Origin of the sequence: Bacillus sp. MUM 116 (assembly GCF_001866655.1) — a bacterium.
Taxonomy (GTDB): domain Bacteria; phylum Bacillota; class Bacilli; order Bacillales; family Cytobacillaceae; genus Neobacillus.
Map to the genome: position 1 here is coordinate 114,105 of NZ_MLYR01000086.1, position 13,605 is coordinate 127,709.

16 protein-coding genes and 1 pseudogene are annotated in these 13,605 nt (G+C 34.5%); 4 read left to right on the forward strand and 13 right to left on the reverse strand.

Going from position 1 to position 13,605, the window contains the following annotated elements; genetic code table 11:
• Positions 1 to 560 precede the first annotated feature (560 nt).
• The 4 genes and pseudogenes from BIV60_RS20305 to BIV60_RS20320 all read right to left on the reverse strand — a co-directional run bounded on the left by BIV60_RS20305 (position 561) and on the right by BIV60_RS20320 (position 3,693).
• On the reverse strand, positions 561 to 1,373 hold the full coding sequence (locus BIV60_RS20305) for an alpha/beta fold hydrolase (protein WP_071357531.1): 813 nt from the start codon (positions 1,371 to 1,373) through the stop codon (positions 561 to 563).
• 317 nt (positions 1,374 to 1,690) lie between these two features.
• On the reverse strand, positions 1,691 to 2,278 hold the full coding sequence (locus BIV60_RS20310; protein WP_071357532.1) for a hypothetical protein: 588 nt from the start codon (positions 2,276 to 2,278) through the stop codon (positions 1,691 to 1,693).
• 815 nt (positions 2,279 to 3,093) lie between these two features.
• Positions 3,094 to 3,435, reverse strand: a pseudogene (locus tag BIV60_RS20315) (hypothetical protein); the annotation flags it as partial.
• A 12-nt stretch (positions 3,436 to 3,447) separates the two neighbouring features.
• Positions 3,448 to 3,693 carry a hypothetical protein gene (locus tag BIV60_RS20320; protein ID WP_071357534.1) on the reverse strand — a complete coding sequence of 82 codons (246 nt, stop codon included), beginning with the start codon at positions 3,691 to 3,693 and terminating at the stop codon, positions 3,448 to 3,450.
• Positions 3,694 to 4,338: 645 nt separating this feature from the next.
• On the opposite strand from BIV60_RS20320, the gene BIV60_RS20325 reads away from it, so the two are divergent.
• Positions 4,339 to 5,058 carry a hypothetical protein gene (locus BIV60_RS20325; protein WP_071357535.1) on the forward strand — a complete coding sequence of 240 codons (720 nt, stop codon included), beginning with the start codon at positions 4,339 to 4,341 and terminating at the stop codon, positions 5,056 to 5,058.
• Between the two features lie 621 nt (positions 5,059 to 5,679).
• Entirely contained in the window at positions 5,680 to 6,129 is a 450-nt protein-coding gene (locus BIV60_RS28665) for a CotD family spore coat protein (RefSeq protein WP_305728406.1), read from the forward strand.
• A 210-nt stretch (positions 6,130 to 6,339) separates the two neighbouring features.
• Here BIV60_RS28665 and BIV60_RS31045 read toward each other — a convergent pair whose 3' ends face one another.
• From BIV60_RS31045 to BIV60_RS20355, 8 genes are all read right to left on the reverse strand, one after another.
• Positions 6,340 to 6,492 (reverse strand): DUF4279 domain-containing protein, encoded by a 153-nt coding sequence (locus BIV60_RS31045; RefSeq protein ID WP_371261569.1) that lies wholly within the window; start codon positions 6,490 to 6,492, stop codon positions 6,340 to 6,342.
• Positions 6,493 to 6,752: 260 nt separating this feature from the next.
• Positions 6,753 to 6,854: a YjcZ family sporulation protein gene (locus BIV60_RS28675; RefSeq protein ID WP_083402356.1), complete on the reverse strand. Its 102-nt coding sequence runs from the start codon at positions 6,852 to 6,854 to the stop codon at positions 6,753 to 6,755.
• Positions 6,855 to 6,915: 61 nt separating this feature from the next.
• A complete protein-coding gene (yjcZ, locus tag BIV60_RS28680) occupies positions 6,916 to 7,035 on the reverse strand; it encodes a sporulation protein YjcZ (protein ID WP_083402358.1) in 120 nt (39 codons plus the stop codon).
• 758 nt (positions 7,036 to 7,793) lie between these two features.
• A complete protein-coding gene (locus BIV60_RS20335) occupies positions 7,794 to 8,618 on the reverse strand; it encodes a hypothetical protein (protein ID WP_071357537.1) in 825 nt (274 codons plus the stop codon).
• Positions 8,615 to 8,971, reverse strand: a complete 357-nt coding sequence (locus BIV60_RS20340) for a hypothetical protein (protein WP_071357538.1) — start codon at positions 8,969 to 8,971, stop codon at positions 8,615 to 8,617. The genes BIV60_RS20335 and BIV60_RS20340 overlap by 4 nt, the downstream gene beginning before the upstream one ends.
• A gap of 111 nt (positions 8,972 to 9,082) precedes the next feature.
• A complete protein-coding gene (locus BIV60_RS20345; RefSeq protein ID WP_071357539.1) occupies positions 9,083 to 9,313 on the reverse strand; it encodes a hypothetical protein in 231 nt (76 codons plus the stop codon).
• 348 nt (positions 9,314 to 9,661) lie between these two features.
• Positions 9,662 to 10,114 carry a GNAT family N-acetyltransferase gene (locus BIV60_RS20350; protein WP_071357540.1) on the reverse strand — a complete coding sequence of 151 codons (453 nt, stop codon included), beginning with the start codon at positions 10,112 to 10,114 and terminating at the stop codon, positions 9,662 to 9,664.
• A 328-nt stretch (positions 10,115 to 10,442) separates the two neighbouring features.
• Entirely contained in the window at positions 10,443 to 10,928 is a 486-nt protein-coding gene (locus tag BIV60_RS20355; protein WP_071357541.1) for a DinB family protein, read from the reverse strand.
• A gap of 344 nt (positions 10,929 to 11,272) precedes the next feature.
• Between BIV60_RS20355 and BIV60_RS20360 the strand changes: the two genes are divergently transcribed.
• Together BIV60_RS20360 and BIV60_RS20365 are read left to right on the forward strand one after the other, a co-directional pair.
• The gene (locus BIV60_RS20360) at positions 11,273 to 11,608 is read left to right on the forward strand and encodes an ArsR/SmtB family transcription factor (protein WP_071357542.1); all 336 of its coding nucleotides are present in this window, start codon (positions 11,273 to 11,275) and stop codon (positions 11,606 to 11,608) included.
• Positions 11,609 to 11,633: 25 nt separating this feature from the next.
• Entirely contained in the window at positions 11,634 to 12,587 is a 954-nt protein-coding gene (locus BIV60_RS20365; RefSeq protein ID WP_071357543.1) for a cation diffusion facilitator family transporter, read from the forward strand.
• A 333-nt stretch (positions 12,588 to 12,920) separates the two neighbouring features.
• Here the strand turns inward: BIV60_RS20365 and BIV60_RS20370 are convergent, their stop codons facing one another.
• Positions 12,921 to 13,307 carry a hypothetical protein gene (locus BIV60_RS20370; protein ID WP_141770503.1) on the reverse strand — a complete coding sequence of 129 codons (387 nt, stop codon included), beginning with the start codon at positions 13,305 to 13,307 and terminating at the stop codon, positions 12,921 to 12,923.
• Positions 13,308 to 13,605 lie beyond the last annotated feature (298 nt).

Consider the following 13,605-nt stretch of genomic DNA (forward strand, 5'->3'; position numbering starts at 1 on the left):
CCCCGTTAGTGGAACAAGAAAAAGAGCCGTAGTGCGACCCTTTTGTTCAACTCAAGCATCCGTTTGTTGATAAATTCAAATAAAATAATTTGTTTCATTGACCGACATTACTTCAATCTCTGGACAATAAAAGTGAAGTGTTCCATCCTCGTAATCATCAATTTCATAATTTTTTACCTTCCCAACCTCTGTCCCTAATATCGGTTATTGAGATGGAAATTTGGTGATATGGTCCACCGCTTTTAAAGGTATACCGTAACTCATGCCTAATAAAACAAGTAACGGTATTATAATTGTGATTAATCGTTTCATTTTTTCTTATAACCCCCATTTATAAATAATATCTAAACAATACCTCATATTGGATTAATAATTGGATATAATATCTTTTTTTGTCATTAAATCCTTATTCGACTAAACTGCCACTTTAGTTCAATAAAAAGAAGGGACCACCGTAGCGATCCCTTCTTTAACATAAGCACCCGTTACTTTAAGTACACCATTTCACAATCCTTGGTTATTATTTAAACAACCACAAAAAGGAACCGAATTATATCAATTTAACGAAAAACATCGTGCAACTTCTCAGCAAACTCTTTATGAAGCTCTGAGTTGTAACCCCCATGATGCCCAGGAAACTCCACAAAATTCGTTCCAAGCTGTTCGGCTAATGCTACTGAGCATCCGTAAGTAAAAAAATCTCGTGAAGCACTTCCACCTGCTGGAAGTACCTGCATCGATGAAGATTTTAATGCAGTCTTCAATGCATCTATATCTAATGAGTAGTTTATAATCCCTGGAATTTCATCTTTAACAAAGTAAGTTGAATTACTTAAAAGACGGTGCGTAATCACATCCTTCGATTGCTCGGAATTGCTAATATCCATTTCCGATGTTGACAATAATTTTAAAACTTCGCTTCGATGATTCTTCTTAAGGGATTCTAAGAATTGCTTTGCCTGTTCGAGATCATTTCCGAATAATAGTTGCAATAACACTGGTTCGTGTGGTATCAATACTCGTATTTGCTCTGGGTGACGTATGGATAAATCGAGTCCGATGACAGCACCAGAGCTGCTTCCAAATACGAATACAGGCTCATTGGTCAGTTCGGATAGCAGGTGGTGAGCGTCTTCGCTGTGAATGCTTACGCTGTAATCCCCGGCTGGGTTGTCAAGAATGCTCCGAGAATGTCCACGACGGTCGTATGTAATAACTGTGTATCTGTCAGCAAGGTTGTCTGCAACCTTTTGAAATTTTTCGGCTTCTCCACCTCCACCATGAATCATCAGAAGGAAAGGACCTGAACCACGTACTTCATAGTAGATGTTAGCTCCATGCACAGGCAAAGTCCCGTTCTTAACTACAATCATTTATAACTCTCTCCTCTCTATCTAACAATGTTCTTGGTTTCACCTGATTCTCTATGTGGTAATTCATATTTATTCGTGGGTAACATTTAAAAATCCTTCTTCAACAAACCTGCCCCGTTACTTTAATAAGAAAACGGGTCTTGGAAAGGAAAAAATACTGTCTAAAGGCGTCCGTGATACCATGCTTTCCTAATGAATAATGATTGGGGCATGGTGGTCCTCAAGTCAGTAAAGGAATTCCGGAATTAGAAAAAATAATTCAAAAAAATACGCCCCATCCCCATAAGGGTGGAGCATGTTTTTTAATGTTGTTGCTGTTACTGAAAATCTAAATCGATGATAAATTCCTCGAAGGTCGAAGACATCGAATTCAGCTTATGCAGGTTTTCGATGTCCTTTTCGTCTTTCCCTTCAATCTCAAGGAAAAGGAGCTCTCCCCGGATTTCCAACGTGATTCTACGACCCGGGAACATATCCTGTGCCCCTGCGACCGCAGTATTGACCAGTTTCCGAAGTTCCTTTTTTTTCGGATTCGAAAGATACAATGCAACCTTTTGGTCGGTTGTAATTCCGGAAAGTCCCTTATCCTTTTGAATGTCTTCTTCGACGGTGGTGCTGATTTGCTCTATGGTTTGCAGTTCTTCGGCATACTGTTTATCAGTATCTTCTGCCAACGGGGTTTGGGAATAACGTTCAAAGCGTGTGAGAATCTTAACATCGCTTTCTTCAATCCGTTTATTAAGGTTGTCTTTGGAAGGTGTCAAATCTTTTAAGATGGACCTTCGAAGGTTATCTATTTTTTCTTCTAAGTGCTCTTGTCCTGTTTTAAGAACTCCTTCTAATCGTTCTTGCCTCATTTTAATTTCTTTAAGTTCGCTCAATATCTGCTCTAATATTTTTTCCATGTTGCCCTCTCCTAAAGGTTGATTAACTGCTCTTTCCTTTTTCTTTTCTATCGAATCAATACGCTCTTGCTGATGACAGTCATGTCCACGACCTATGAATAGGAGTGGATTTCAAGAAGAGTATGCCATTCGCAAGCTTCGCTTTTGTCGTTGGTTTTTAACCTTCCCGATAACTGGGTTTCTGCCTTGCGTGCTCTTTACCTTCCTGCATTCTTTCTTCGAACCACATCTTTCTCGAATTCTGCGAACGCACTTATGACCGTGAGCACAGCCATCCGGCTGGGGTAATCTCCACCAATCCCATGACATGAACCATCACGCCTCGTGCTAAAAGCTCTTTCTCTACTAAATGAACCCGACTTAGTCTCGCCTGGCGAAACTATCAAGCTTCGTGATTACAAGTGCATCCCCAGTCGGCAAGGATGCCAGCGCTTTTTTGAACTATATTCGATTGCTTTTTGGTGCCCGTCACATGTGTAAATAAGCTCTTACACTGGATTTATGCACTTTTAAAAAGCAATTCGACTTTCCAGGATATAGCTTAATTAAAAAATAAAACTAAATAACATAAAATCCTCCAACTGTGGTAATTAGGAAGGTTATTTGGCATGCACTTTTTTAGTATAGCATGAAGTATTTTAAGTTTTTATTGAAAAATGCTGACAAACTATTAGCTGGTTTAGTTGAATAAGAAATGGGATCGCCGCAGCAATCCCATCTTGAAGTAACGCACCCGTTAGCCATCCATGCAGCATAGCTGCACCACAGAGGATGGAATTTTAATCGTTCTTCCATGGTAGCTGAAGAAGCAATTATTACAAATTTGTTCTTATATTATTTTTATAAATGTCCACTTTGTTTGCTGTAAAATTCAATAATTGATTTTTTCCATTGATTTTAAGACCAATATTTATTGATAAAGGTAATTGAATTTTTTTAACTACTTCTTCTAAGGCATAGTATTCGTCTTCTCTTTTGTTATAAAAAACAACTGAACTAATAAATACTTCATCATCTTCAATATCAAGGCTGCACATCATTGGAAACTTTTCACCATCATTTGTTGATACTTCCCCTGATACTATCGAACCGTTTAGTTCTTCTGTGAAATTTTTTGTTTCTGATGGACTTACCCACGTTTCGTCTTGGTTTTCATTTCTATGGAGAACCTAACCAGCTATTCCGTAAGCTAATAATAAGAAATATACACAAACTAACACCGCACCATTAGATAAAACGCCAATTACCCCCGATAACCATTTCTTAGAAATTACAGCAAAAATTATTCCGAGTAGTGAAAAAGAACCTAAAATTATAATTATTAACGGCAAATCTGCGTTCGGTCCTCTAAGAATAAAAAACATAAGTACGCTAATCAAAACCATTAGAATTGATAAAACTCCAAATTTATTCATCTCAATCCCCCCATCTATGTATTTTGTTTTTACACCTATTTCATAATCCTATCCATAATTCATTTACAATTATTTCATATCCGGATACTTTGCTCAATCACTAATTCCAGAAAATGGTTCGATTATTAAAGAATAACTAATGTCGTTTGTTCAACTAAACTGCCACGATAGTTTAAGTACAACATTTCACAATCTTTCTTGTGGAAAAAGAAAAAAGGCGACCTTCTTCTTGAAGTATCGTACCCGTTAGCGTAAGTACATTTTTTCACACTCTTCCTATCAAATGGGGCAAACATGGTCTGTGGGGAGCTCAAATGGTTCATATATAGACCCATCCGGACCAAATGCAACAGCAATCGGTTGGAATTTTTTCGCCAAACACCAGCAGCACCCAAAGGGGGATGATTTTTCCCCTTTTTATAGTTCGTTGTAGGTAACAGAGCAGAAAACTTGATAGATTGTATATAGTCAAATGGACTTCCAACTGAATAAAATGATTGTTCCATTCTGATTAACAATATTTTCCTTCATAAATCATTAAAGAAATTTTCAAAAAAAAGCCTCACTTCTTTAATAAAGAATTAAGATACATGTCCCATAATGAGACCTGTTACATCTTAAATCGAATATTTAGGAGGAATTACAATGAGAGTAAGATCAAGTTTGATTGCACCTGTTTTAGCAGCATCTATCTTCATACCAACAGTAGGAACTGCAGTAGTTAATCATAAGGCTGATACATCTAAGCATGCAACGATGCAAACAGCAGATCAAAAATGGGCTCATCATAAATGGGAAAAAGGGGAAAAGCAAAAAGAGCTAATGACTCTTATTAATCAATATGCTACTCCTCAATTAAAAGCTCAACTTAAAAAAGATCTTGCCACTCGTGAAGGTTTAATGAAGCAATTAAGACAAAAAGGTAAAGATCATGAAGATAAATCGTTCCAAGCGCATAAAAAAGAAATTGAGGCAATTAAACAGCAAGTGAAAGAAGGAAAGTTAACAAAGCAACAAGCTCATAAGAAAATTGAAGCGTTATTTGGAAAAGAGCATGGTAAAGATCAAGAGGATAAATTCTTTCAAACCCATAAAAAAGAAATTGAAGCGATTAAACAACAAGTGAAAGAAGGAAAATTAACAAAGCAACAAGCTCATAAGAAATTAGAAGCACTATTCGGAAAAGGTCATCGTGAAGATAAAGATAAAGGAAAAGAGCAAGGCGAACGTGGTATCTTTAAATCATTAAAAACGGCTATTCAAAAGAAAGATCGAGCTGCTATTAATGTTGCATTAGAAAAATTTGATAAGCAATTAGAAAGTTTAAATAAGGAATTACAACAAAAGTTACACGCTAAAAAATAATATGTGATTTTGAAGTAGATTACATCACATTTCATATAGCCTACAAAAACACTTGGGGAAGTGAAATACATACCCCAAGTGTTTTTCTGTATTCATGTTTCATTAATACTTCGTTAGCCAACCATGCGGCGCAATCGCTGAACCCAATCATCGTCGGTAGAAAGTTAATAACCAATGGAAGTTTAGGATTGTGAGGAAATTTCCTTACACTAAACCAACTAATTTATGACATAAAGTTACTCCATTTTAGTTTTGGCCTGAATATTTTTCAAAGCTAACTTTTTCTTTGTTATGAACAAGAGTATTGTACAATACCCATCATTTTTTTAATAGGGATATTTAATCATTTATTTAATAGCTTTCTATGGCCAAGATTTTTCAATTTCTTTTGTGGTTAAACCAGCCCACTTACCGACAGAGACCTCATTTAATCGATTGTCCATTATAACTTTGCTCAAGCACCCGTAAATTGAACAAGAACCAACCAAGTTATTACACATTTTCTTCGTATTGCGTATTGTTATTTATTTTTAAAAATAGGTATACAACTAGTCCGCACAAGCAAAAGTTCACATAGACTAATGTTGACGCAAGACAAATTTATCTGGAGGTTAAATATCTATGAAAAGAAATATGGGGTTTCCATCAAACGCAATGCCAAACGCAATGCCAAACGCAATGCCAAATGTAATGCCGAATGTAATGCCAAATGTAATGCCGAATGTAATGCCAAATATAATGCCGATTCAAGTTGCTCCTGTACAACAAATGCCAGCCCAATATTGCCCGCCACCACCTTGTCCGCCAACATACTGTCCGCCTCAAGCGTTTCCAACACAGTATGATCCGGGACTAGTTGACCCTGCACAACAATATGTAAAAACAAACTTATTTAATAAAGTAGTCTCTCATGTCCATCCTTCTCATACGACAACAGTCAACAAGCTTCATGTTAATCATCAACATTTTTTTCCCCACACAGAATCATGTGTAAATGAATGCTGTGAAACACATACAATGTGTGGATGTCCAGTCAATCCTTGTTGTCCATCAGGACCATTTGGATTCTAACATCTTTCTCCCTAATTTGAGGCTATTTTACTATGGGCTCTTTATTAACAACTACAAAACCAATCTCATAAACTATAAAAGTACCTAGATACAGAATTCACCTTTGGTGCCTTATGGGTACCTTTTTTATTGAAATTTTTAAGCTATTCTTACTTCGCATTCTAAACTTTACCAATGTTGCATAATATAAAAATGTAGGACGATTGGGAATCACCTCCCGTTGAAAGCGTCATTTTTGGCGCTTTTTGCCTTCTCCACATTTGGCCTTCGATTTCTTACAATGATATCACCCTTTTTATAGGAATTGGTTGGTTTAATTCCTAATAATTCAGTGACATAATCAATTTGGAAAGTCTTCTCCAAACAAGCTGAAATAAACCTTTACTTGAGTTTTATCCATAAGAAAAACCCCTCATAAACACCACAATTTTCCATCTTCTTATATTCAATTATTATACCATTGCTTATTAAACTAAACTGCCAGTTAGTGGAACAAGGAAAAGAGCCGCAGCTGCGACCCTTTTGTTCAACTCAAGCACCCGGTAGTTTAAGTGAAATATTTCACAAATACTCTAAGACAAAGGGACGGATTAACTCTTAGCCCGCCCTCTGTTCTGAACAATCTAGTAATACATAAAAGAAGCTCCGACAATGATCAGTAGAATGAACAATACAACGATTATCACTCTTTCCTCTCGACGTTCTTCACGGTGTTCCTCGTGCATAATGACACCTCTCTCTATCCTTTAATTAGGATATGAATTGTACCATTTGGTTTAGTGAACATTAAATCACACTAGTTAGTACGATAATTAAGAGAATGAATAAAACGACGATTAATACAAAGCTGCTGCCGCCATAGCCACCTCCGTAGCCATAACCGCCGCCGTAGCCGTATCCAAACATATTTTTCACCACCTATCGGGTTATTTAAAGGAAGAATACTTTCCTCTATATATATATATTTCTTTCGACAAAAATCGATTGGACAACCATCATAGTTTTAAGATAATTTTATCAATTTAAATATAAATTTTTTTAAACAAAGAACGTTTGCATTAAATGCAAACGTCTTAAAAGGTGGCTGATAAATATGTTGCTGGTGGATAATAATAACATATGCAGGTAGTAAAAGAGTGCTTGTACAAGTGCTGATTTTTGTATTCTTAGCATTAATTTAATATCAGCCACTTGTACAATTAACTCTATTTCACTAATGCACGAGTTTGTTTAAGTACATTGCTTCACAATTCCTATAATTGAGATTAAGAAAAAGATTTCTTAACAACACTAACTAATTTTTACAATAAGTGAAACTTGACCTTGCCCTAAGAAGTGTTCTTTTAAAATTAATTTGTATTTTGGCTTAAAGTCGATCTTAATTGTTTGTGAGAAATTTCCATTCGTCATCCTTAAAAGTACGCTTGATGCGTCTTTTTTACCCGTTATAATTTCAAAATTATCAGCTCTCTTTAAGTCAATTAATGATATTAATTCATTAGTATTTTTTTTTGTTAGCTGTTTTCGTAAACTTTGTTGCTTTTTTCAACAATAAAGGCTAGCTCGTGTGGTGTTCTGTGCATTTTTATAACAATAGTTTAATTACTTTGTTTGAAGCCATAATTATACCTAACAAAAAGCTTCCAAGAAGTCTTGGAAGCTTTTTAAACAACACTTTTAAAACCGGGGATTCTTTCAAAATTCTCAAATTGACGGGTTAGTTCTGTGAAAGAGGATTCTTTTATATATTCGATGGATTCTTTATTTAGAATATTTTTCCAGATCCAATATCGTACCAGAGAAATATCTTTTGTCATATGTTCTTCTTCACTAAATTTAAAAAACACCGCTTCTACATTATTGTTTTCATTTATATCTTTAATGATTTTCATGATTCGTTTTTCGAAGAAAACAATAGAATCGCAGTTTTTATGGGTTATTAGTGTTAATGCAGCTTTCCTTGTATTTACTTTAATTCCGTCATTTTTTGCTTTAACAATTAAACACATTATAGCATTATACAAGGATTGACCTTCTAAAACTCTAAGGATCCTGTATTTTGATTCTGATTTTTTATTCAACGGCTTGATATTGCAAATATCCCCTTTGGAGTTCATTGCAAATTTAAAGTAACTACTACCTTCAATAATAAATTCGGCAAAAATTTCATTTTCGCATTTATTCTTTTTTTGTAGTGGTATCGAATGGCGACAAAAAAATGATTTTATTCTAAACATCCTTTTTTTCATAGAGTCGCTAATAATATTTTCTTCACTAAAAGAATATAGTAATATCAAACTGCCACAAAAAAATGATTTTATTCTAAATTTCCATTTTTCCATAAAGCCACTTATAACATTTTCTTCATTAAAAGTAATTTCTCGACCTATGGAAACCGGTGTTTTTATATCTTTTAATGAAAGTTGGATATCGTTTTTATATACAACAGTTATAACGCTTTTTTTGATATTGATAACTGTTCCCTTCAATTTAAACCATCCTTTATAAATTCATATAACAAAGAAGATTTGTTCTCCATAATAATTAACATTCCAATAATATAATCATTGTTTTTCTTTAAAAATGATTTTTTTATTTTTAAACTCTCAATAAGCATATTCATTGGCAATTTTTTATTAGTGTAAACGTACTTTATTAAAGAATGATCATCCAGAATAAAATTAATAATATTTATAACCAATTTTTTATCTTCTGGTTTTAATGGGTTCATCGAAGTAAGCGATTTGATCGATATTCCGAAAATACTCAACTTATTGTTTAAGTCTAATATTTCTTCTTTTAAGGATTTCGTTATTTCTGTTTTTCGTTTTTTTATGAACATCGTGTAATCCGCCCACTAAATTTTTTTTCACAACAAAAATAAGAATATATTATTCGTAAAATAAAAACAATGTTATTTTGTTTCCATAAAACGCCTTCTACAACAAGAACATTATTTGTGTGGTAAAGGTTTTTCAGGGCGATTAGGACAGTATGTACAATCAGGATCACTGCATTTGGATTCAGTCCAGTTATTACATTGAGGGCAAAAATAAGCATCAAAATCTTCATAGTATACTAAATTAAATTTGCAATCAGAACAGCCTTGGTTTTGGTCAATATGACCATAAAATTCAAAGTCATTAATTATTACCTTGTCGTCATTTTTCACTTCAATTTTCATAAATTAGCCCCCATCTTATATTAAAGCAACCGTTAGCACAAAATCAGTCCTGCACCACAGGGAATGAAAATGGGTAGGAAGTGTCAATACTGATACTGACCTTAATCCAGTCAACCCTAATCTATAGACTTATTAATTATCTTTCCTCTTTTTATAACGATTGAGCAGGGTCTTCTTTAGCATTGTCTTTGCTTCGAGGTTAGAGAATTAATTTTCATAGCAGTTTAAGTGCATCACTTCACAATCTTGTGTTAGTGTTTCAACACCAACAAAAAAAGAACCGACTTATATCGGTTAAGCAATTGCTTTTCCTTTAACTTTTTTATACCTAAGTCTCCGTTTCATTATTTATTTTTTGGAAATCCATTCATATTGAATATCAGGTAAATTTTCTTCATTTTCGTGTCCTCTACCAATGATTTTAAATCCATTCTTTTCATAAAATCGTTGTGCGTTTTCATTTACTTCAAATGTATACAATGTTAATCTCCCACTTGATTGTTCTTTTACCTTGTCAAGTAATGTTTGACCTATACCGATTCCTTGATAATCAATATGAATATAAAGTTGACTTATCTCCCTTTCATTATAGGCAATCATTCCAACTACTTTGTCATCAACTAACGCTAAATCTATTTGATACTGCTCAGATAATATATTATTTAAAAAATAAATATGATTTTCAAAGCTATGAATTTCTTTCTGATCAATAGCCCGTTCCTTACTATCTCGCCACATTCTCACTGTCTGTTCACCATATGCAGGATTATACTGAGCTATTATAAATTTGTGTTGGTTCACTACAATACCTCCATAAGAGTTGTTTAGTGATTTATAAGTTGTTTCCTATCTTTAAAATTGATGAATATTACACGATGCGATTATTTATTTTGTAAAATTGCTTTCTCTCTTATTTCATTATCCTGCCCATTTGTTGAGTAAGAAATGGGATTACCGTAGCAACCCTACTGTTCAACTCAAGCACCCGTTTGTTTAAGTACAAAGTTTCACAAACACATTTTTGCTCCATAAAACAGTCTCGTCAGTAGACTATGGAAAAGGCGATGCCACTTTAGAGCAATGCATCCGTTAATGAACAGAAACTGAATAAATTAAATATCTATTTGAATTATTTTTTCGAATGAGAGGAAAGACCCCGTCCGATAAGGTTTGCAGAAACTGGCTTTCTTCCCAATTCTCTTGCCCAAATTGATAATTGTCCTATATGGTGAATTTCGTGAGCAATGGCATGTCGCATAACTTCACCCCAAGTATCCGTTAAAATTCTTCCATTTGGCAGGGTATCGTAAAATAATCGATCTTCCATACTAGCATCCCAGTTGTTCACAAAGTTCTCTACTTCTAAATGAAATTCTGCGTCCAATTTTCGAACCTTGTTCAAGCTTTTATAATTATCGAAACTCTCCTGAAAGTCAGTTTTACCCTGTAAGACACGTATCCAGCTCCACTCGACATCAACAATATGGAAAAGTGTTCGCAATATACTTCCCATTCCACCCGTTCGGTTTTGCAAAAGCTCTTCTTCACTTAACTCTTCACACCAACGATACCAGTCTTCTCTTACCATCCAGTTATATCTAAAAAGTGTTTGCAATAAAACCCCTCCGCAATAAGAAAATAAATTAACCCTTAAAATATACTTCGGGAATATTAAAAAACCTTATTTAGTATTACTATTTCAACAGACATAGTATAAATTCCTTGTTCAACTATCTGCCTCTTTAGTTGAAGGAGAAAAAGATGTGATCTCCGAGGAATCCCATCTTGAAGTAAGGGACCCGTAACTTTAAGTGAAATCTTTCACAATATGCTAAACAAAACCTATTCGATCCAAATAAATAATTAGGCAAAATTTTTTATTGAGTATATGCGCATATGCACATATACTAATAGTAGCATGTTTGCATGTGCATATATTTATTTAAGGAAGGTATATAAATGAATTTTGATGAGGATGAAAAAAATATAACAACTGGTCAAATTAAGTCATTAAATGAAGAAACTCTTTTTATTGTGTCCCAAACATTCAAAGCACTATCAGATAACACAAGAATAAAAATTCTATATTTGCTTTCTCAAAAGGAATGTTCAGTGAATGAAATTGCAGAGGTTTTGGAACTTCATCAATCCACTGTTTCGCATCAATTGAGTTTTTTGAAGAACCTTCGTCTGGTCAAGTCTAGACGAGAAGGAACGACGGTTTTTTATTCAAACGATGACCAACATATTATCAACCTTTTGAAACAAGCAGTGGAACATGCTTGCCACGATTAGTTTTTCTTAAAAAGGAGGTTTTTTTGTGTCAGAAAATCATAATGATGGTCATAGCCATGACCACGACCACGGAGATGTATTTCATTCCCACGCTCCGATTGGCAAAATGAAATTAGCATTTTTCCTCACTTTAATCATTCTTGTTGTTGAATTAATTGGAGGATTTATTTCGCATAGTTTAGCTCTACTTTCTGACGCTGGACATGTACTTACAGACATTGCAGCTATAGGATTATCATGGTTTGCTATGCACCAAGCCCAAAAACCTGCTTCAGAAAAATTCACTTACGGTTATCATCGTTCAGGGATTTTAGCTGCGTTTATCAACGCCATGACTTTAATTGTGATTGCTGTGGTTATTTTGTTTGAAGCAATTGACCGCTTAAAAAATCCACAACCAGTAGGAAGTACATGGATGTTTATTAGTGCCTCTGTCGGTTTGATAATGAACCTTTATTTAGGTCTTGGATTAAGCAAGGAAGATAATATCAATGTCAAAAGTGCTGTACTTCATATGATTGGTGATGCACTGGCTTCAGCAGGAGTTATTGTTGGAGGACTTATTATTCTATTCACTGGTTGGGATATTGTCGATCCAATTCTAAGTGTTCTTATTGCTTTTTTAATTGCTTTCGGCGCATGGAAAATTGTAAAGCAGACAGTCGGTATTTTAATGGAAGGAACTCCAAAGGGAATCTCTTTAGAAGAAGTGATGGAGAAAATTCGTTCCATAAAAGGTGTGCTAAATGTCCACGATTTACATGTTTGGAGTATTACTAGTGGCAAAAATGCATTGTCTTGTCACGTTGTTTTAAATAATCAAATAACCTTTCCGGAAAGCCAAGTCATATTAAGAGAAATTGAACATAAACTGCAACATCAAGGAATCGGACATGTGACTATTCAACTAGAAAACGAAGAGCATCCTCACGATGAATCTGCCATTTGCTCGACAACCGAACATGAACATCATCATTAAACAAAATGATGAGGAATTTAAATAACACAAATTGAAACAGTAATTTCCATTCGGAGATTACTGTTTTTCACATATATGGATTTTAAAAAAGAACATAATTAATTCTATTGGTAAGAGAAAAAATAATTGTTGAGACCAATTAATAAGGAGGAATTTATTATGGCTCATTTCTCTATAAATTGGTTTTATACCAATTACAGTATTCCTTCTTAAACAAACCTGCCCGTTATTGGAACAAGAAAAAGAGCTGTCGCAGCAACTCCTTGTTCAACTCAAGCACCCTTTAGTTGAAGAAAAAGAAAGAGTGACTATTTCAGCCACTCTATTATTAATTTAAATTCCCTGAGAGAAAGTTTGTTCAACTGACTTAACACAAGTATGAACTGCATTACTACCAAAACAACGAAATGTTACGGTTACTCGCAGGAAAAATATTCCACTTCCAGTAACTCGCACTGTGTTGTCACCTAGTTTATTCGGACAGGCTTGAAGTTTTGAATTACCTGTTATTCGTGATAGACCCCAATCATAACTAATGAGTCGTTCATCTCCAAAACAGCCTCCAGAGCACACCAAATCAGCAAGTGCTCTATATACTCCATTTCCTCCAGGAAGTATTGTTTGTTCAATACCTTCACCTATTAAACGTGATTCAGAGCAACAACCTTCATTCGGTTGACCAACTCCATTGCAGTCACAATCGCAGTTACGATTACTCATTCTCATATCCGCCCAACCGGAATTATTTCTATTATCTAGCATTATAATCACCCATCTTTTCAAAGCTTTGTACCATCAATATATTCAGGATTTTAATGATTTTCTTGGACAAATTAAAAAAACACAATTTTTAGTCACTCTAGTGAAAACTTTCACAATCTATTCAACATTACCTTACAACATCGGTAAGAACATAAAAAAACCCTGTATAAATTAATACAGGATTTTAATCAAACTTTATTTTATATATCTAATCGTTTTTTCATTTACGCGCCTTAGAGGATTCGAACCTCTGACC

What these genes read in the sequence shown, in the direction of transcription:
- BIV60_RS20325 (WP_071357535.1), top strand. Translation starts at nt 4,339, where the DNA reads ATGAGAGTAAGATCAAGTTTGATTGCACCTGTTTTAGCAGCATCTATC.
- BIV60_RS20320 (WP_071357534.1), bottom strand. Translation starts at nt 3,693, where the DNA reads ATGAATAAATTTGGAGTTTTATCAATTCTAATGGTTTTGATTAGCGTA.
- BIV60_RS28665 (WP_305728406.1), top strand. Translation starts at nt 5,680, where the DNA reads ATGAAAAGAAATATGGGGTTTCCATCAAACGCAATGCCAAACGCAATG.
- BIV60_RS20340 (WP_071357538.1), bottom strand. Translation starts at nt 8,971, where the DNA reads ATGTTCATAAAAAAACGAAAAACAGAAATAACGAAATCCTTAAAAGAA.
- BIV60_RS20345 (WP_071357539.1), bottom strand. Translation starts at nt 9,313, where the DNA reads ATGAAAATTGAAGTGAAAAATGACGACAAGGTAATAATTAATGACTTT.
- BIV60_RS20360 (WP_071357542.1), top strand. Translation starts at nt 11,273, where the DNA reads ATGAATTTTGATGAGGATGAAAAAAATATAACAACTGGTCAAATTAAG.
- yjcZ (WP_083402358.1), bottom strand. Translation starts at nt 7,035, where the DNA reads ATGTTTGGATACGGCTACGGCGGCGGTTATGGCTACGGAGGTGGCTAT.
- BIV60_RS28675 (WP_083402356.1), bottom strand. Translation starts at nt 6,854, where the DNA reads ATGCACGAGGAACACCGTGAAGAACGTCGAGAGGAAAGAGTGATAATC.
- BIV60_RS20305 (WP_071357531.1), bottom strand. Translation starts at nt 1,373, where the DNA reads ATGATTGTAGTTAAGAACGGGACTTTGCCTGTGCATGGAGCTAACATC.
- BIV60_RS20370 (WP_141770503.1), bottom strand. Translation starts at nt 13,307, where the DNA reads ATGAGTAATCGTAACTGCGATTGTGACTGCAATGGAGTTGGTCAACCG.
- BIV60_RS20310 (WP_071357532.1), bottom strand. Translation starts at nt 2,278, where the DNA reads ATGGAAAAAATATTAGAGCAGATATTGAGCGAACTTAAAGAAATTAAA.